Source organism: Aeromicrobium stalagmiti, assembly GCF_013283745.1.
Classification (GTDB): Bacteria; Actinomycetota; Actinomycetes; order Propionibacteriales; family Nocardioidaceae; genus Aeromicrobium; species Aeromicrobium stalagmiti.
Genome location: NZ_JABSTZ010000005.1, coordinates 74,297 through 91,462, shown reverse-complemented (window position 1 = coordinate 91,462; position 17,166 = coordinate 74,297). Strand labels below are relative to the sequence as shown.

The window sequence follows — 17,166 nt, the reverse complement described above, 5'->3', positions numbered from 1 at the left end:
CTCGTCCGCTCGACCCGGCCGGACCAGCCCCGGTCGAGCGGCTGTGGACTGTCAGCCCCCGAAGGTCAGGCCTGTGGTCACGGACGCCTTCAGCAGTCGCCACGAGCCGTCGGTGGACTGGAACCAGAGGCGCCGGCGCGCATCGGTCGTGTAGAGCGTCGGCTCCTCGCCCCGGCCGATGGCCAGGGTGTCGGTGTCGACGTCCGGCAGCAGCGCGCTGCCCCGGGCCAGGTCGTCGGACGTGGCGGACCCGTCGACCGGCACCTGGTAGACCTGGACGCCGGACACACTGTCGGCCAGGAAGCCGATCTGGGTCGACGACGCCCACGACGCCGACCGCACGCCGCGGGCCGAGGTGCGGACCTCGCGCGGTGTGCCGAGCCCGAGGATCCGGTCCTTGGCGTCGCGCAGCACCAGGCCCGCCAGGATCCGGTTGCGGCCCGCGTCGGGCGACGTGACGACGTAGCGGGTCCCGTCGGGCGACAGCGAGAACGTGTCGACGTCGACGTCGCGCAGGCCCGCCACGCCGACCCTGCGCAACCGGGGGCCCTCGACCACCCTCACCCGGGTGTCGCCCTGGTCGCGGTCGACCAGCCAGAGCGTGCCGTCGTCGTCCCACCACGGTCCGATGAGGTCGTTGCCCGTGATGGTGCGCGCTCCGGTGCCCTTGCGGCTGGTCAGACGCACCTGGCTGCGGCCGGCGAGCACACCGGCGACCCCGGCGTCGGAGACCCCGACGAGCACCGCACCCCGCGCATCGCGGCCCCATGCACCGCTGAGGGGCTTGACCTCGCCGTCGTCGATCTGGATGACGGAGTTCTCGCTCAGGGCGTAGCCGTGGCCGCCTGCGTCGCCCGCGCCGTAGTCCTGCCACGCCGTGATGGGCTGCACCTCACGCCCCTCGGACGTCAGCGGCGTCGACCCGCCGATGACCTGCACCGCGTCGATGCCGGGCACCTGGCGCAAGGTCCAGACGATCTGTGCCGACAGGTGGTCGCGCGCCGACGCGCTCGCGTCGCCCAGGTCGGCCGTGAACTCGACGTCGGCCACCCCGTCGGCCGACACGGGCACCGAGGGACGCAACGACGCCAGCGAGGGCGTATAGCTGCGGCTCCCGTCGGCGATCGAGGCACGCGGCCCACGGACGAGGCTGGTGACGAGGTTGGCGGCGAGCTGGTCGCCCACCACGAGGTGGACGGGATCGGGCACCAGGCGGCGTCCGGGACGGTCGAAGAAGAACAGGCTGAACGACCGGTAGTAGTCGGTGAAGAACTTCTGGTTGATCATGATGCCGTCCGGCGGGTTGGTGATCCGCCACTCGCCGTCGACCTGCTCGAGCGTGTAGGTCACGGCGCCGGGCCTCGCCCGTCGGGTGTAGTGCCCCTGGCGGTCGAGCCTTGCCTCCTCGTCGAAGCCGAGCCGGACGTCGACGGCGCCCTTGGCGGCAGCCCGCGGATCGTCCAGACCTGTCGTGGACGGGACCCGCCCGGCCACCTCCGGCTTGGAGTAGATGCTGGTGCCCCTCGACGGGTTCCACGACGTCGCGGCGCCCGGTGTCAGGTAGGTCGCGGCGGTCCGTGTCGAGGCAGGGAACGCCAGCATCGCGTCGAGGAAGCCCCGCACGACCTGCTCCGGCGACGCGCCCTCGGTCGGCTTGGCGGGCAGGTAGCGCACCGTGCTCTCACCGAGCCCCGCGTCGTCCCGGACCTTCTGCACCGGACCCGACGACGGGATCCCGGCGCAGGCCGACAGCGTCAGGGCCGCCACGGCCAGCACGGCGCCAGCGCGGGCCCTCATGCGTACACCGAGGCGAGCGGAGGGTTCTTGGCCGATCCCTGCGGCTTGGGGATCGTCAGGATGAACTCGCTGCCCTCGCCGGGCCTCCCCCACGCCTGGAGCGTCCCGCCGTGCAGCGCCGCGTCCTCGCGGGAGATGGCCAGGCCCAGCCCGGTGCCTCCCTGGGTGCGCGCCGGATCGGCCCGCCAGAACCGATCGAAGACCCGCAGGTTCTCGTCGCCGGACAGCCCGACGCCGAAGTCACGCACGGCGATGGACGCCGACTCCGCGTTCTGGGCGACCTCGATCTCGATGACGTCGGAGCCGCTGTACTTCGCGGCGTTGGCCATGAGGTTGCGCACGATGCGGTCGATGCGGCGGATGTCGGCCTCGACGATCGCCGGCTCCTCGACGCCGAGCAGCCGCACCGTGATGCCCTCGCGCGCCACGAGGGCGTCCTCGGCCGCCAGCCGGGCCACCTGCGAGAAGTCGATGGTGTCGAGCTCGAGCTGTGCGGCGCCCGCGTCGAACCGGCTGAGGTCGAGCAGGTCGGAGAGCAGCGCCTCGAAGCGGTCGAGCTCTCGCTTCAGCAGCTCGGCCGACCGTGCCGTCTGCGGATCGAACTGCTCGCGCGAGGAGTAGAGCACCTCGCTGGCCATCTGCACCGTCGTCAGCGGGGTGCGCAGCTCGTGCGAGACGTCGGAGACGAACCGCTGCTGCAGGCGCGACAGGTTCTCCAGGCGGCGGATCTGGCTCTGCAGGCTCGCGGCCATCTGGTTGAACGACGTGCTGAGGCGGGCGATGTCGTCCTCGCCGCTGACGTGCATGCGCTGCTCGAGGTTGCCGCTCGCGTAGCGCTCGGCGATGCGTCGGGCCAGGCGCACGGGGTCGAGCACCTGGCGCGACACGAGCCAGGCGACACCGCCCACCATCAGCACCATCGCCAGCCCGCCCAGCAGGAGGGCACGGCGCACCAGGTCGAGCGTCTCCTGCTGGTCCTCCAGCGAGAACAGGTAGAACAGGGCGTAGGTGTCGCCGCTGTCGGGCGCCCGCAGCTGGCTGCCGACCACGACCGACGGCTCCGCGTCGGAGCCTCCGAGCAGGCCGAGGTCGGAGTAGCGCCAGAACGTCCCGGGCCCCGAGCGCACGGCATCGGTGAGATCGGCCGGCAACGAACCGGCGGCGATCGCGGCCGACGACCGGATCGGGACCTCGCCGTCGGCCGTCACCAACGGCCCCTCCAGCACCAGCTCGTAGGTGCGCTGGGCGCCTCGCGAGCGGGTCAGCGAGTCGACCATCTGGGTCAGCGTCTGCGACTGGGTCGTGGGCTCGGTCTCGACCGAGGCGTCGAGCTGGGTCTGCGCGTAGTCGAAGCCCGACCGGGCCTCGGAGATCGCCGCGGTGCTGCGGTCCTCCGCGAGCCCGCTCGCGACGTCGCGCAGCAGTGCCCACCCGGTCAGCGCCACGACCAGTGCGCTGAGCACGATCGTGCTGGTGACGACGCGGGCCTGGATCGAGCGGCGCCAGATCCGCGCGACGCTGGGCATCAGGCCCTCATCACGGCACCGGCGTGATCGCCTGGTAGCCCACGCCGCGCACGGTGCGGATGATCTCGGGGTTCTCGGCGTCGTCCTCGATCTTCGACCGCAGCCGGGTCATGTGGACGTTGACGAGCTTGGTGTCGCCGGGGTGGTGGTAGCCCCACACCTTCTGCAGCAGCGTCTCGCGGGTGAAGACCTGCGACGGATCGCCCAGCAGGCAGGCCAGCAGGTCGAACTCCAGCGGCGTGAGCTCGAGCGGCTCGCCCTTGCGGGTCACGGTGTGGCCCGCCGGGTCGAGCACGATGTCACCGAACTCCAGCGGCTCGGCGAGCTGGTCGGACCGCCGCAGTCGCGCGCGGATGCGGGCCACGAGCTCGGTGTTCTTGAACGGCTTGGTGATGTAGTCGTCGGCGCCGGCCTCGAGGCCCGCGACGACGTCGGGGGTGTCGGACTTGGCCGTCAGCATGATGATCGGGACCGCCGACGTGGCGCGGATCTGGCGGCAGACGCTCATACCGTCGAGCCCGGGGAGCATCAGGTCGAGCAGCACGACGTCGGGCTTGAACTGGGTGAACGCCGCCATGACCCGGTCGCCCGACCGGCAGACGGCGGCGGTGAGGCCCTCCCCCTCCAGGACGATGGTCAGCATCTCGGCAAGGGAGGCGTCGTCGTCGACGACCAGCACCCGGTCGCGCTTCGTTCGTCGATAGCTCATGTTGCAGCGATTCTACCGAGCCCCCAACAGCGACGAGCGCCAGATGCGGACATCTGGCGCTCGTCGCTGTGGTGAGTCAGTGACTCAGTAGCGGTACAGGTCCGACTTGTAGGGACCCTCGATCGGCACACCGAGGTAGGCGGCCTGCTCCTTGGTGAGCTCCGTCAGCTCGACGCCGAGGGCGTCGAGGTGCAGACGGGCGACCTCCTCGTCGAGGTGCTTGGGCAGGACGTGGACGCCGAGCTCGTACTCGTCGGCCTTGGTGAACAGCTCGATCTGCGCGAGCACCTGGTTGGTGAACGAGTTCGACATCACGAACGACGGGTGGCCGGTCGCGTTGCCGAGGTTGAGCAGACGTCCCTCCGACAGGACGATGATCTTCTTGCCGTCCTCGAAGATCCACTGGTGGACCTGGGGCTTGATCTCGTCCTTGACGATGTTCGGGATCTTGGCCAGGCCGGCCATGTTGATCTCGTTGTCGAAGTGGCCGATGTTGCCGACGATCGCCTGGTGCTTCATCTTCTGGAAGTGCTCGACCGTGATGATGTCGAAGTTGCCGGTCGTGGTGATGAAGATGTCGGCGGTCTCGATGACCGACTCGAGGCGCTTGACCTCGTAGCCGTCCATCGCGGCCTGCAGGGCGCAGATCGGGTCGATCTCGGTGACGATGACGCGAGCACCCTGGCCGCGCAGCGACTCCGCGGAGCCCTTGCCGACGTCGCCGTAGCCACAGACGACGGCGACCTTGCCGCCGATCATGACGTCGGTGGCGCGGTTGAGGCCGTCGATCAGCGAGTGGCGGCAGCCGTACTTGTTGTCGAACTTGCTCTTGGTGACCGAGTCGTTGACGTTGATCGCCGGGAAGAGCAGCGTGCCCTCGCGGAAGCGGTCGTACAGCCGCAGGACGCCGGTGGTGGTCTCCTCGGAGACGCCCTTGATGTCCTTGGAGATGTTGGTCCAGTGCTGCGGCTTGTTGGCGACCGAACGGGCCAGGACGCGCAGCACCTCCTTGAACTCCTCGTTGTCGGTGCTGTCCTGCGAGGGGACGACGCCGGTCTTCTCGTACTCGACACCGAGGTGCAGGAGCATCGTGATGTCACCACCGTCGTCGAGCAGGACGTTGGGTCCGCCCTCGGCGAAGTCGAAGACCTTCTCAGCCTCGTCCCAGTACTCGGCGAGGGTCTCGCCCTTCCAGGCGAAGACGGGGGTGCCCTGGGGGTTCTCCGGGGTGCCGTCGCGACCGACGACGACCGCAGCAGCAGCGTGGTCCTGGGTCGAGAAGATGTTGCAGGTCGCCCAGCGGACATCGGCGCCGAGGTCGACGAGCGTCTCGATCAGCACGGCCGTCTGGATCGTCATGTGCAGCGAGCCGGCGATGCGGGCTCCTGCGAGCGGCTTGCTCTTGCCGTAGCGCTCACGCATGGCCACGAGGCCCGGCATCTCGTGCTCGGCAAGTTCGATTTCCTTGCGACCGAACTCCGCGAGGGAGAGGTCTGCGACGTTGTAATCCATGCGGTCCAGCGTACCGGCGGGTAGCAGTTCTCACCGAATCAACGCGGGTGAGATATTTCGCGACGTGCCGTCCGTAACTTTTCCCGCGGGCACGGCACCGTCTCCTGACAGATAGGCTGTCGCGCACCGCCAGAAGGATCAGAGTCACGGGGAGGCTGCACCATGGGGGACGGGCCCGAGCAGACGTACGCCGAGATGACCTCCGGGCAGCCCGCCGCGATCGACGCCGCGATCGACTCCTGCGCCACGACGATCCGCCACCTCGCCGACGCGGTCGACCTGATCGGTCTGGCCACCGACACGCCCCAGTGGGACAGCTCGGAGGCCTACGAGGCCTACAACCTGCGCGCCTGGGCGACCCGCGCGGCGGCCGAGGTCACGCTGGTCCGTGTCAACCGGACGTCGCTGGCCCTGTCGATGGCTGCGGGAGCGTACGTCTCGATGGTCGACTCGGCCACCGAGGTCATCGAGTTCTGGCGCCGGGCGAAGCGGTCCGACGTCAGCGGCGACGTCGTGTCGCTGGCCCGCACGCTCGCCCAGATGAGCCTGGGAGTGGTGCGCTCGACCTTCGAGGCCAACCTCCGCGAGGCCATCGACTTCGTGCAGACCGACCCCCTGTCAGGCGACCAGGAGACGTGGCAGACCACCGGGCTGATCAAGTCGATGCTCCACGACCTCAACTCCCCCACCGACGTCGGTCCGTCGATCCCCAACACGTTCGCCACCGGGGACGACGACGGCGGCTGGACCCCGCAGGGCCTGGGCTTCGACCCCGACGGCGACCCGCCGACCCTGCTGCAGACCTCCTACTCCGGGCCGGACGCCCAGCTCTCGCTGGTCGACCCCGAGACCGGCGAGCAGCTCGGCTTCGTCAACCTCGCCGGCGACGGAGGTGGGCCGGCCCCCGACCACGCCGGTGGCGTGACGGTGCACGACGGCACGGTCTACGTCATGTCGTCCGGCGACCCGGCGTCGATGTACTCCTACCCGCTCGATCAGATCCGCGGGGCGACGCCCGGCCAGACCGTCCAGCCGCTGGCTGCCCCCGTCGAGATGGAGGCAGGTGCCTACTCCACGATCGACGGCAACACGCTCTACGTCGGCACGTACGAGGAGGACGGCCCGGGCACGCTCTACACCTACGAGTGGAACAGCTCCGCCGGCGCGTGGGACCTGATGCCCGGTTCCCACGACACCCCGCCGAAGACGCAGGGGGCCGCGGTCATCGATGGCCAGATCGTGTTCTCGACCTCGGGCGGACGTGGCAACACCAGCGACCTGTACGCGTACACGGTGGACGACGTGCTGGCCGGACACGGCAACGACGCCGACCACCTGCTCGGTCAGGTCAGCCTCCCCACGATGTCGGAGGGCGTCATCGCGCTCGACGGCACGGGGCTGATCACGACGTACGAGTCGGGCGCCTCGCCCTACTCGACCCCCAGCAGCTCGGCAAGCCTCGAGGACCTCTGGGCGGCCCAGGCCATGACGATCACCCCCTTCTCGGCCCTGGACCTGACGGGCGGCATCGACGTCGTGCCGGTCTCCCTCGACCGGGCGTCGATCGACTTCGACGCCGGCGCCCGACGCCTCCAGAGCGCGGCGGCGTCGATCGACGAGGTGAGCCTGCCCGCCGGGACCCTCGGCACCAGCTCGACGGGCGACACCTTCGCCTCGGTCGTCACGGCCCACTGCGACCAGACGTCGCAGTGGATCGCCGAGGGCCGGATCTCCGCGACCGTCACGGCCGACGGCCTCGTGACGTCCGCGGCGTCGTACGTCGCGACCGACCAGGCGATCCGCGACGGCATCGACGCGCTCACCTCGTGGATGACAGGACCCTGACGTGCGACTGACCCTAGCCATGCTGCTGACCGCCGCGGCGCTCACCGCCTGCGGCTCGGACGGCGCTGACGGCGCCCTCGACTGGCCGGCATCCCGCGACGTCGCCGGTGCCGACTCCGGCCTGGTCTGGGCCGATGCGCCGACCGGTGACGTCCACCTGGCCGACGGCAGCACGCTCGCCGGCGACCGCGCCATCAGCTCGTTCGTCGTCGCCGGGCGGGGCGCGTACGTCGTCGACGACGACTCGGCCCTCGTCGAGGTCACGGCGGACGGCTCCCGCGCCACCGGCGCGCACGTCGACCAGCGGCTCAGGGCGTCACCCGGTGGCCGCTACCTTGCCTTCATCGACCCGTTGGCAGGACCGCTCTACCAGGAGGATCCAGCCGGCGACGTGCACCAGATGACGTCCGTCGTCGTCGACCTCGAGACCGGCCAGGAGATCTTCCGCTCGACCCGGGGCATGGGCGACCCGCAGAAGGACGACCTCGTCGACCTCTACGAGGACGCCTCCTACGGCGTGCTCGGCCTCACCGACGACACCGCGTGGATCGAGCCCGCGACCGGCGACGTGCTCGCGATCGACCTCGCGAGCGGCGACGTCTCGACCGTCCCTGACGACACGTCCGGCGACCGGCAGCCGTGGGAGACCGGCACGATCTCCCCGCCGACGACCGGTGGCGCCGCCAACCCCGACCGCACCTGGGGCATCTATCACGTCACCGTGGAGGATCCCGACCTGTCGGACGTGTCCGGCCTCCGCTTGTCCCGCGACGAGCTGGAGCCGGCCGACGGGCAGCGGGTCGTCCCACGGCCCGACGCCCGCACCTGGTCGTTCGAGCAGTGGATCGACGAGTCCACCGTCGCCGGCTTCGCCAACCCGGGGCTGGGCGACCCCGACCGGATCAAGGACCCGCTCCCCCGGTCCGTGATGACCTGCACCGTGCCCGACGGAAGCTGCACGATCGTGCCCGACTCGGACGGAGCGATCCTGCCGGAGCCGAGCCTGTCCTGACGTGGGCGGTCTGCGGGGTCTAGGTTGGTCCGTGGCGTGACGGGGGTCATGCCGACTGATCTGGGGGGATCACATGACCGACCGCACGCCGCCCGGCAAGGGCCCACTCGTCGTCGCGGGGGTCGCGCTGGCCGTCGCCATCGCCGCGCCGCTGCTCGTCTCGACCTACGCCAGGCGGGACCCCGAGCTCTGGGGCGTGCCGTTCTTCTTCTGGTACCAGTTCCTGCTCGTGCTGGTCTCGGTCGTGCTGACCTCGTTCGCCTACTGGCTCGTCATCGGGCACGAGCGCAAGCGACGGGCCGCCGAGGGACTGTCGACCGACGGCAAGGGCGGTGACCCGCGATGAACGACGTCGATCCCGTGGCGCTGGTCGTCTTCCTGTTCTTCTTCCTGCTCGTCACCGTGATGGGCTTCCTCGCCTCGCGGTGGCGCAAGGTCGGCGACCTCGACAACCTCGACGAATGGGGCCTCGGCGGTCGCAGCTTCGGCACGTTCGTCGCGTGGTTCCTGATCGGCGGTGACATCTACACCGCCTACACGTTTATCGCGGTGCCGGCGACCCTCTACGCGGGCAGCGTCACCGGATTCTTCGCGGTGCCCTACACGATCATCCTCTACCCGATCATCTTCATCTTCCTGCCGCGTCTGTGGTCGGTGTCGCACCGCCGCTCGTACGTCACGCCCGCCGACTTCGTGCAGGGACGCTTCGACTCCAAGACCCTGGCGCTGGCGATCGCGTTCACGGGCATCCTCGCGACCCTGCCCTACATCGCGCTGCAGCTGGTCGGCATCCAGGCGGTGCTCGACGTCATGGGCCTCGGCGGAGGGGACGATGCCGGCTGGTTCCGCAAGGACCTGCCGCTGTTCGTCGCCTTCGCGCTGCTCGCGGCCTACACGTACTCCTCCGGGCTCCGCGCGCCCGCCCTGATCGCGTTCGTCAAGGACACGCTGATCTACATCGTCATCATCGTCGCCGTCGTCTACCTGCCCACGCAGCTCGGCGGCTGGGGCGGCATCTTCGAGTCCGCCGAGAAGGCGTTCAGCTCGTTCAACAGCGACAACGCCGACGCGATCGCCAGCGGAGAGGCGACCGGCAAGGGGCTCATCCCCGGCATGGGCGTCTCCCAGTGGGCGTACGCCTCGCTGTCGCTGGGATCGGCGCTGGCCCTGTTCATGTATCCGCACTCGGTGACCGCGGTGCTGTCGACCAAGAACCGCAACATCATCCGCCGCAACGCCGCCCTGCTGCCGGCCTACTCGTTCCTGCTGGGCCTGCTGGCGCTGCTCGGCATCGCGGCGATCGCGGCCGGCATCCAGGTCAAGAACCCGCAGCTGGCGATCCCGCAGCTGTTCGAGCAGGAGTTCAGCCCGTGGTTCGCCGGCGTCGCCTTCGCGGCCATCGCGATCGGGGCGTTCGTGCCGGCGGCGATCATGTCGATCGCGGCGGCCAACCTGTGGACCCGCAACATCTACAAGGCCTACATCAACCGCGACGCGACGCCGTCGCAGGAGGCGAAGCAGAGCAAGCTCGCATCCCTGCTCGTGAAGTTCGGGGCCCTGATCTTCGTCCTCACCCTGCCCAAGGACTTCGCGATCAACCTGCAGCTGCTGGGCGGCATCTGGATCCTGCAGACCCTGCCGGCGATCGTCGTCGGTCTCTACACCCGCTGGCTGCACCGCTACGCGCTGCTCGCCGGCTGGGCGGTCGGCATGCTGTGGGGCACCGTCGCGGCCTACAACAAGCCCGTGGTCGGCGACCCGGGCTCCCACTTCGGCGGCTCGGTCGGCCCGCTCGAGGTCTTCGGCATCCAGATCAGCGAGAACCTCATCTACTTCGGCATCACGGCACTCGTGCTCAACCTCGTCGTCGCCGTCCTCGGCACGTTCGTGTGCCGGGCGCTCGGCATCGGCGCGGGCACCGACGAGACCCGTCCGCGGGACTACCTCGCCGATGCGGGCGACCCGCAGGTGGCCAACGAGCTCGACCCGATCAGGACGCCCAAGACCACCTAGGAGATCGATCCCCCGGGAGGTGGATCTACCACCTCTTCCGCCCCCGGGAGGTGGATCTACCACCTCATCCGCCCCCGGGAGGTGGATCTGCAACCTCATCGCGTCCGATGACGTTGCAGATCCACCGGCCAGGCAGGCGACCGGGCCGATGACGTTGCGGATCCACCGTCCGGGCTGGTGACGGGGTGACGGGCGTCAGGAGATCGCGCGGGCCTCGTCGACGAGCATGACGGGGATGTCTTTGCGGACGGGGTAGGCCAGGGCGCACGCGTTGCACACCAGTTCGCTGGCCTCGTCGTCGACGAACAGGGTCGCGCGGCACTGCGGGCACACGAGGATCTCGAGCAGGGCCGGGTCAAGGTTCATGAGGTCATCCTATGCGGGCGGTCAGGCTCGACGGATCACGGCGAGGACGTCATCGCGCACGCGTGCCATCGTCGCCTCGTCATCACCCTCGACGTTGAGGCGCAGCAGCGGCTCGGTGTTGGAGGCACGGACGTTGAACCACCACGTGTCACCGGTGATCGTCAGACCGTCCATGGTGTCCTGGGGCAGATCGGCATAGGTCTGCTTCAGCTCGGCGAGGATCGCGGGGCCGTCGGCGACGGTGCTGTTGATCTCGCCCGAGGCGACATAGCGCTCGTACTGCGCCATCAGCTCCGACACCGTGCCCTCGGTCTCGGCCAGCGCCGCCATGACGTGCAGCGCGGCGATCATGCCGGAGTCGGCGAGGAAGAAGTCCTTGAAGTAGAAGTGCCCCGAGTGCTCGCCACCGAAGACGGCGCCCGTGCGGGCCATCTCGGCCTTGATGAGCGAGTGCCCGACCGGCGTGCGGACCGCGGTGCCACCGTTCTCGGTGATGATCTCGGGCACGGCCTTCGAGGTGATGACGTTGTGCAGGATCGTCGCACCGGGCGTCGTGATCAGGACGCGGTGCGCGATGAGGCCGGTGATCGCCGACGGCGAGACGACCTCACCCCGCTCGTCGACGACGAAGCAGCGGTCGGCGTCGCCGTCGAAGGCCAGGCCGATGTCGGCACCGGTCTCGCGGACCTTGGCCTGCAGGTCGACGAGCGTCGAGTGGTCGAGCGGGTTGGCGTCGTGGTTGGGGAACGTGCCGTCGAGCTCGAAGTACATCGGCGTCAGGTCGACGTCGAGCGACGCGAACACCTGGGGCACGGTGTGACCGGCCATGCCGTTGCCCGCGTCGGCGACGACCTTGAGCCGGCGGCCGGCCGGGACCGGGACGATCTCGTGGAGGTAGTCGGCGTAGCGGCTGAGCGCGTCGCGCTCCTCGAACGAGCCGGTCGGCTCCGGCAGCTCGGTGCGGGTGAGCAGCTCGGTCGCCTTCTCGGCGATCGCCGAGAGGCCGGTGTCGTAGCCGATCGGCTTGGCGCCGGCCCGGCAGAGCTTGATGCCGTTGTACTCGGCCGGGTTGTGGCTCGCGGTGATCATGGCGCCGGGCAGGTCGAGGTCGCCCGAGGCGAAGTAGAGCAGGTCGGTCGACGCCAGGCCGATGCTGATGACGTCACCGCCCTGGGCCCGCACGCCGTCGGCGAACGCCTCGACCAGCAGCGGCGACGTGTCGCGCATGTCGTGGCCGATGACGGCAGTGCCACGACCACCGTCGATGCCCGTCTCGAGGGCGAACGCCTCGCCAAGAGCACGTGTCAGGTCAGGGTCGAGCTCTTCGGGCGAGCGGCCGCGCACGTCGTACGCCTTGACCACCAACCCCAGTCGGGGATCGATCACGAATCGGGCCTCACGAGTCGAAGGGACGGCGGACCGTCGGGCGTGGGAGTCGGTGTGCGACCAGCCTCGCGGACCGCGTCGGCCAGCGCAAGAAGGTCGTCGTGTGACGGTTCTGACGCTGCCGGGTCCGGCGCGAGCCGCAGGACGTTCCAGCCCTGCGGGGCGGACATGCGCTGGGAGTGCTCAGCACACAGGTCGTAGGTGTGCGGCTCGGCATAGGTCGCCAGCGGGCCCAGCACAGCGGTCTGGTCCGCATAGACGTACGTCAGCGTCGCCACGGCTGCCTGGGAGCACGCGGATCGCGTGCAGCGTCGAACTGTTGCCACGTGGCGAGGCTAGCCGGACGTCGGTCGCAACCGCGTTAGGCTCACCGCATGGATCACCTCGGCGGCATCGTGACGGGCCCGCGGCCCGGCCGCATGCGCGATCGTCGTGGACGGGGGCCTCGCGGGCCGATGGCCCTGCCGGGACCGCTGTCGCCGCGGAGCGTGCCCGTGCACCGGGCACCGCGGGAGTCCTTCGACCTGCTGGTGCGTGACATCCTCGGCGCGCTGGAGCCCCACTTCTCCGCCGAGCCCGACCACGTCGAGATCGTGGTCGAGGAGGCACCCCTCCTGCCCGCCGAGTGGTCGGACGACGTGCCGCTCAGCATCGTCGCCGTCGACGGAGAGACCCACCGCGTCCTGCTGTTCCGCATCCCGATCACGCAGCGCTGTGCGACGACGGACGACCTCGAGGAGCTCGTCTGGTCGGTCGTCCTCGACCGCCTCGCCGAGGTCTGGCACCTGTCGCCCGACGACCTCGACCCACGCCCCCGCTGACCTGACCCGCCCGACCTGCCTGGCCTGCCTCAGTCGACGGGACGGACCTGCGGTGCCAGCGTCGTCAGCGGGGCTCCCCGCAGCGCCAGCGAGCTGATGCCGTCGCCGTCGACGTAGGTCGCCGCGGCCACCACGTCACCCTTCGGGGTCACCACGACATAGGCGGCGCCCCGGGTCGTGAGGCTCACCGACCGGGTCGTCCCGGCCTCGAGGTCGAGCGTGCTCGACGCCAGCGGCTTCATGTCGGCGTCGAAGGCCTCGAGCTCGACCGATGCCGCGCCCTTCGGCGTCGACAGGTGCAGGCGCGGCGCATCGACGTCGGTGCCGACGTCGACCGGCACGATCGTGGGTCCGTCGAGCGGGACGTTGGCCTCGGCGTAGGCGAAGTCCTGGGTCGTCGGCGCCATGCGCACCGACGCGGCGACCGGCTCGTCGGAGGTCACCCGCAGCGCCTGCTCACCCGCCCCCGCTGACTTCGGCACCGTGACGGCCCGCAGCGAGCCCGCCTTGACCCGGATGCCCTCGAGGCCCGCCGGGGTGAAGGTCGTGGTGCGGCCGATGACCTCGACGTCGACCCGCGCGGTCGTCGTGCCCGGGTTGAGCACCAGCAGCGTCCGGCCCGCGGCACCCTTGACGAGGCCGCCCACGACCTGGTCACGGCTCGGGCCGGTGTTCGCCGTGACGGGCTCGGTGCCCCGGAAGGTCGCGGTGGACGTGTCGTTGGCGACGGCCGACACCGACCCACGACGTCGCGTCACGTGGACCGCCAGCTCGGACTCACCGGCGGCGAGCGAGTCGAGGCGGATGCGTCGCACGGAGAACGGCTCGATCACGACGCCCTCGGCATCGACGGCGTCGATCTTGCCCTCCGGACCCCAGAGGTCGAGGTCGACCGCAGCGGTCGAGTCGGCGAGGTTGGTGAGGATCAGGGTCGAGAAGTGCTGGTCGCCCGAGCCCAGCCCGAGCAGCCACGCGTCGTCGACCACTCCGGGGCACGAGCCCACGACGAGCCCGCCGCCACCGGCCTTCGGGGCAGTGCCAGCGAAGTAGCCGGCAGCTCCCGAGGTGCGTCCCTCCTGCTGGACGATCACTCCGGGTCCGTCGACGACGGCGCTCTGCCACGCGGCCGCATCGCTGAGTGCCTCGTCGGGCTCCTGGCCCGGCAGGACGCTCGCGGTGCGCGACGTGCCCGGCTGGACCTGACCGGCGGACACGCTGATGACCGAGCCGGCCGGGCAGGCATAGGTCGACTGGGTGATCGACACCTTGCTCGGCGGACGGGGCGACTCGTCACCCGACGGCGCCACCCATGCGAGGAGCACCAGGAGGACGGCCACGAGCGGGAAGGCGAGGCTCTTCAGATGGGTCATGCGGTCGCCTCCTCGTCGGTGCCGAGCGGGTCGGGCTCGTCGCGGCGCCTGACCGGCAGCGTCAGCACGACCGCGACCAGCCAGGCCACGACCTGCAGGCCGGTCACGACCGGGTGCCACAGCGGCCCTGAGTCCTGCTCGGACCGCGGGGCGTCGACCAGCGTCCAGACCCGCGACCCGGGCCGGTCGCTGCCCGAGGGTGCGAGGAACGGGGCCGCGTCGATGCGCTGAGCGATCTCGACGTCGGCCCGGGGCGCATAGATCGCGTCGATGCCGAAGCTGCTGAGCGCCTTGACGTCACGGCCGGTCGGCTGGGCGAGCAGACGGCGCAAGGTCGACGTCAGCCGCTCGGAGTCGGCGTCGGACGGCGTGACGGCCTCCTGCCCCAGGAACGGTCCGTCACCCGCGACGACCCGGAAGTCGACCCCGCCGGCGATGCTGCCGGTCAGGACGAGGGTGTCGCCGGGACGCTCGGCCAGGAAGACGGGCACCGGCTCGGGGCGTCGGTCGTCGAGGGGGCCGCCGGTGCCGCTGACGAGCCACCACGCACCGGTGCTGACCGGAAGGACGAGGGCGGCCACCACGGCAGCGGCGAGCGCCGGGCGCGGCCACGAGGTGGCGGCGGGCACGGCCAGCAGGACGGCCGTCGCCAGCCCGCCGATCCACAGCCCGGTCGGCACGCCCACCCACGGCGCGATGTCGGCCGGTCCGGCCGGCGTCGAGTAGGTGACCACCGTGCCGAGCAGCGCGACCCCGAGGCCCAGCAGCGCCACGATCCACGCCAGGTGGACACCCGTGCGCGTGCTGCGCGGCACGAGGGCGACGACGGCAAGCACGAGCAGGCCGATCGTGAGCCACCCGGGCAGCAGACCGTCGGCGGCTCGTCCGAGCACGACGTCCTGGATCGTCGCCGTGCCGGGCACGGGGTAGCCGGCCTCCCACCACATGCGCCACGGACGAGCGGCGCGCTGCACCAGCCAGGGTCCGAGCAGGACGATCGGGGTCACCAGCGCCACGACGAGCTGCCGGCTGACCCAGCGTCCCTCGGACCACCAGAGCACCAGCAGGCCACCGAGGCCCAGCACGAGGACGATCGGCGCGAAGGCCGCGGCGAGCGAGATCCAGATGCCGAGCCGCAGGGCGAGCTGCCAGCCGGGCTGCTCCGCGAGCTGCCAGGCGGTGTTGACGACGATCGGGAGCACGATCAGGGCGACCACCGTGCCGAGGCGCCCCTCGGCCACGGCGCCCGTCGCGAGGACGATGAGCCCGTAGGAGACCGCCCACACCATCCGGGGACCGCGATGGGGGCTGATCTGGCGTCCCAGCCGGTGGGCCGACAGTGCTGCGAGCGGGACGGCGAAGACCATCAGGACGGTGACGACCAGTCCGGGGGCGAACCAGACGGGCGTCGAGACCACGGCCAGCGGCAGCGCGAACAACGGTGGGAGCGACGTGCTCGACAGCCCGATGTCGTGGCTGCGCTCGAACAGCAGCTGCCACCAGCCCGCCGCCGAGTCGGGCGCCGGCAGCAGGGCGCCGCCGCTGAAGCTGCCGCCGTAGAGCCCACGACCCGCCACGATCGAGACCAGCACGAGCGCCAGCACGGTCGTGAACCACGGGCGCCGCACGAGAAGCGACGCCCCGTCGTCGAGGTCGACCGCCTCGTCGGGGGCCTGGTCGATCGCGGTCGAGCGACGTCCGACCGTCGGCACCGACTCGGGCTTGACCAGCGCCGTGACCGTGTCGCGCAGGACGTCGTAGCCGTGCTGGTAGGGCAGCCAGTAGGGGGCGAAGAGCCCGCGGATCTCACGGTGCGACCTCGTCGCGGTGCGGGCTCGCGCGCGGCGGGCCCGGGCCAGGCGCACCGGGTGCAGGTAGGCCGACCGCAGCGCGAGGAGCTCGTCGCTCGCGGCCTCGGGATCCTTGCCAATGACGAGCCCGCCGACTCGCACGAGCGAGCCGAAGAACAGCCGGACGTACTGCCACAGGAATCGTGGCATCGCGGTGTTGGCGAGCTGCGTGTAGAGCGCGGCGCGACGCTGCTCCCAGTGCGGGACGTCGCCGGCGGTCGGGGCGCGGGTGCCACGGCGGCTCGACTCGGCGTGGAAGATGACCGCGGTCGGGGCCGTGACGGTGCGGTAGCCGGCGCGAGCGAGCCGCCAGCCGAAGTCGATGTCGTCGAAGAACAGCGGGAGGTTCTTGTCGAGGCCGTCGAGCTCGAGCCAGACGTCGCGGCGCACCAGCATGCCGGCCGTGTTGACCGCGAGCACGTCACGCGGCCGGTCGTGCTGGCCGGCGTCGGGCTCACCGGTCTCGAGACCCGTCTCGCGGGCGCCGGTGGCGGTGACCGTCAGACCGACCTCGAGCAGGCGGCGCAGCGACGGCCACTCGCGGATCTTGGGTCCGACGGCCGCGATGTCGGGCGCGGACGTCGCCGTGTCGAGCAGGCCCGACAGCGTGCCGGGCAGCACCGACGCGTCGTCGTGCAGCAGCCAGATCCAGTCGGTGTCGGGCAGCTCGGCCAGGCCGATGCGCACCGCGTCGCCGAATCCGGTCCCGGAGGGCGCGTAGGTGATGCGGTCGGCCCCGAAGGAGTCACGCAGCAGGTCGGCGCTGCCGTCCGTCGAGCTGACGTCGACGACGCGCCACTCGGTGGGCGCGTGGAACATGTTGCTGAAGGAGGACAGGACCTTGGGCAGCCACCGGGCACCGTTGTGGGCCACGAGGATGGCGCCGACCGTGGGTGGATCGTCGAGCCAATGGCGCGTCGCTGCTGTCTCGTCCACGTAGAGCGACTCTAGTGGACGAG

14 protein-coding genes are annotated in these 17,166 nt (G+C 70.7%); 5 read left to right on the top strand and 9 right to left on the bottom strand.

Features of this window, described 5'->3' with window-relative positions; genetic code table 11:
- Positions 1-51 precede the first annotated feature (51 nt).
- The 4 genes from HQK15_RS16885 to ahcY form a co-directional block, all read right to left on the bottom strand.
- Positions 52-1,797, bottom strand: a complete 1,746-nt coding sequence (locus HQK15_RS16885) for an LpqB family beta-propeller domain-containing protein (protein WP_173492681.1) — start codon at positions 1,795-1,797, stop codon at positions 52-54.
- Positions 1,794-3,323, bottom strand: a complete 1,530-nt coding sequence (gene mtrB / locus HQK15_RS16880; protein ID WP_173492680.1) for an MtrAB system histidine kinase MtrB — start codon at positions 3,321-3,323, stop codon at positions 1,794-1,796. The genes HQK15_RS16885 and mtrB overlap by 4 nt, the downstream gene beginning before the upstream one ends.
- Before the next feature lie 10 nt (positions 3,324-3,333).
- The gene (gene mtrA / locus HQK15_RS16875; protein ID WP_173492679.1) at positions 3,334-4,032 is read right to left on the bottom strand and encodes an MtrAB system response regulator MtrA; all 699 of its coding nucleotides are present in this window, start codon (positions 4,030-4,032) and stop codon (positions 3,334-3,336) included.
- 84 nt (positions 4,033-4,116) lie between these two features.
- Complete coding sequence (gene ahcY, locus HQK15_RS16870; protein WP_173492678.1) at positions 4,117-5,544, bottom strand: adenosylhomocysteinase; 1,428 nt, start codon at positions 5,542-5,544, stop codon at positions 4,117-4,119.
- A gap of 162 nt (positions 5,545-5,706) precedes the next feature.
- On the opposite strand from ahcY, the gene HQK15_RS16865 reads away from it, so the two are divergent.
- From HQK15_RS16865 to mctP, 4 genes are all read left to right on the top strand, one after another.
- Complete coding sequence (locus tag HQK15_RS16865) at positions 5,707-7,389, top strand: hypothetical protein (RefSeq protein WP_173492677.1); 1,683 nt, start codon at positions 5,707-5,709, stop codon at positions 7,387-7,389.
- Position 7,390: 1 nt separating this feature from the next.
- A complete protein-coding gene (locus HQK15_RS16860) occupies positions 7,391-8,401 on the top strand; it encodes a hypothetical protein (protein WP_173492676.1) in 1,011 nt (336 codons plus the stop codon).
- A 73-nt stretch (positions 8,402-8,474) separates the two neighbouring features.
- Entirely contained in the window at positions 8,475-8,747 is a 273-nt protein-coding gene (locus HQK15_RS16855) for a DUF3311 domain-containing protein (protein ID WP_173492675.1), read from the top strand.
- Positions 8,744-10,414: a monocarboxylate uptake permease MctP gene (gene mctP, locus HQK15_RS16850; protein WP_173492674.1), complete on the top strand. Its 1,671-nt coding sequence runs from the start codon at positions 8,744-8,746 to the stop codon at positions 10,412-10,414. The genes HQK15_RS16855 and mctP overlap by 4 nt, the downstream gene beginning before the upstream one ends.
- 195 nt (positions 10,415-10,609) lie before the next feature.
- Here the strand turns inward: mctP and HQK15_RS16845 are convergent, their stop codons facing one another.
- From HQK15_RS16845 to HQK15_RS16835, 3 genes are read right to left on the bottom strand one after another with little or no spacing between them, the layout of a single operon-like run.
- Complete coding sequence (locus tag HQK15_RS16845) at positions 10,610-10,780, bottom strand: Trm112 family protein (RefSeq protein WP_173492673.1); 171 nt, start codon at positions 10,778-10,780, stop codon at positions 10,610-10,612.
- A gap of 21 nt (positions 10,781-10,801) precedes the next feature.
- Positions 10,802-12,166: a phosphomannomutase/phosphoglucomutase gene (locus tag HQK15_RS16840; RefSeq protein ID WP_367649231.1), complete on the bottom strand. Its 1,365-nt coding sequence runs from the start codon at positions 12,164-12,166 to the stop codon at positions 10,802-10,804.
- A complete protein-coding gene (locus HQK15_RS16835) occupies positions 12,163-12,492 on the bottom strand; it encodes a DUF3499 domain-containing protein (protein ID WP_173492672.1) in 330 nt (109 codons plus the stop codon). The genes HQK15_RS16840 and HQK15_RS16835 overlap by 4 nt, the downstream gene beginning before the upstream one ends.
- A gap of 48 nt (positions 12,493-12,540) precedes the next feature.
- On the opposite strand from HQK15_RS16835, the gene HQK15_RS16830 reads away from it, so the two are divergent.
- Positions 12,541-12,987 (top strand): metallopeptidase family protein, encoded by a 447-nt coding sequence (locus HQK15_RS16830; protein ID WP_173492671.1) that lies wholly within the window; start codon positions 12,541-12,543, stop codon positions 12,985-12,987.
- Between the two features lie 29 nt (positions 12,988-13,016).
- On the opposite strand, the gene HQK15_RS16825 is transcribed toward HQK15_RS16830, so the two are convergent.
- Entirely contained in the window at positions 13,017-14,357 is a 1,341-nt protein-coding gene (locus HQK15_RS16825) for a DUF5719 family protein (protein ID WP_173492670.1), read from the bottom strand.
- Positions 14,354-17,143: a glycosyltransferase gene (locus HQK15_RS16820; protein ID WP_173492669.1), complete on the bottom strand. Its 2,790-nt coding sequence runs from the start codon at positions 17,141-17,143 to the stop codon at positions 14,354-14,356. The genes HQK15_RS16825 and HQK15_RS16820 overlap by 4 nt, the downstream gene beginning before the upstream one ends.
- Positions 17,144-17,166: the final 23 nt, after the last annotated feature.

Coding starts and splice junctions, on each gene's coding strand:
- HQK15_RS16885 (WP_173492681.1), bottom strand. CDS start 1,797: ATGAGGGCCCGCGCTGGCGCCGTGCTGGCCGTGGCGGCCCTGACGCTG.
- mtrB (WP_173492680.1), bottom strand. CDS start 3,323: ATGCCCAGCGTCGCGCGGATCTGGCGCCGCTCGATCCAGGCCCGCGTC.
- mtrA (WP_173492679.1), bottom strand. CDS start 4,032: ATGAGCTATCGACGAACGAAGCGCGACCGGGTGCTGGTCGTCGACGAC.
- ahcY (WP_173492678.1), bottom strand. CDS start 5,544: ATGGATTACAACGTCGCAGACCTCTCCCTCGCGGAGTTCGGTCGCAAG.
- HQK15_RS16865 (WP_173492677.1), top strand. CDS start 5,707: ATGGGGGACGGGCCCGAGCAGACGTACGCCGAGATGACCTCCGGGCAG.
- HQK15_RS16855 (WP_173492675.1), top strand. CDS start 8,475: ATGACCGACCGCACGCCGCCCGGCAAGGGCCCACTCGTCGTCGCGGGG.
- mctP (WP_173492674.1), top strand. CDS start 8,744: ATGAACGACGTCGATCCCGTGGCGCTGGTCGTCTTCCTGTTCTTCTTC.
- HQK15_RS16845 (WP_173492673.1), bottom strand. CDS start 10,780: ATGAACCTTGACCCGGCCCTGCTCGAGATCCTCGTGTGCCCGCAGTGC.
- HQK15_RS16830 (WP_173492671.1), top strand. CDS start 12,541: ATGGATCACCTCGGCGGCATCGTGACGGGCCCGCGGCCCGGCCGCATG.
- HQK15_RS16825 (WP_173492670.1), bottom strand. CDS start 14,357: ATGACCCATCTGAAGAGCCTCGCCTTCCCGCTCGTGGCCGTCCTCCTG.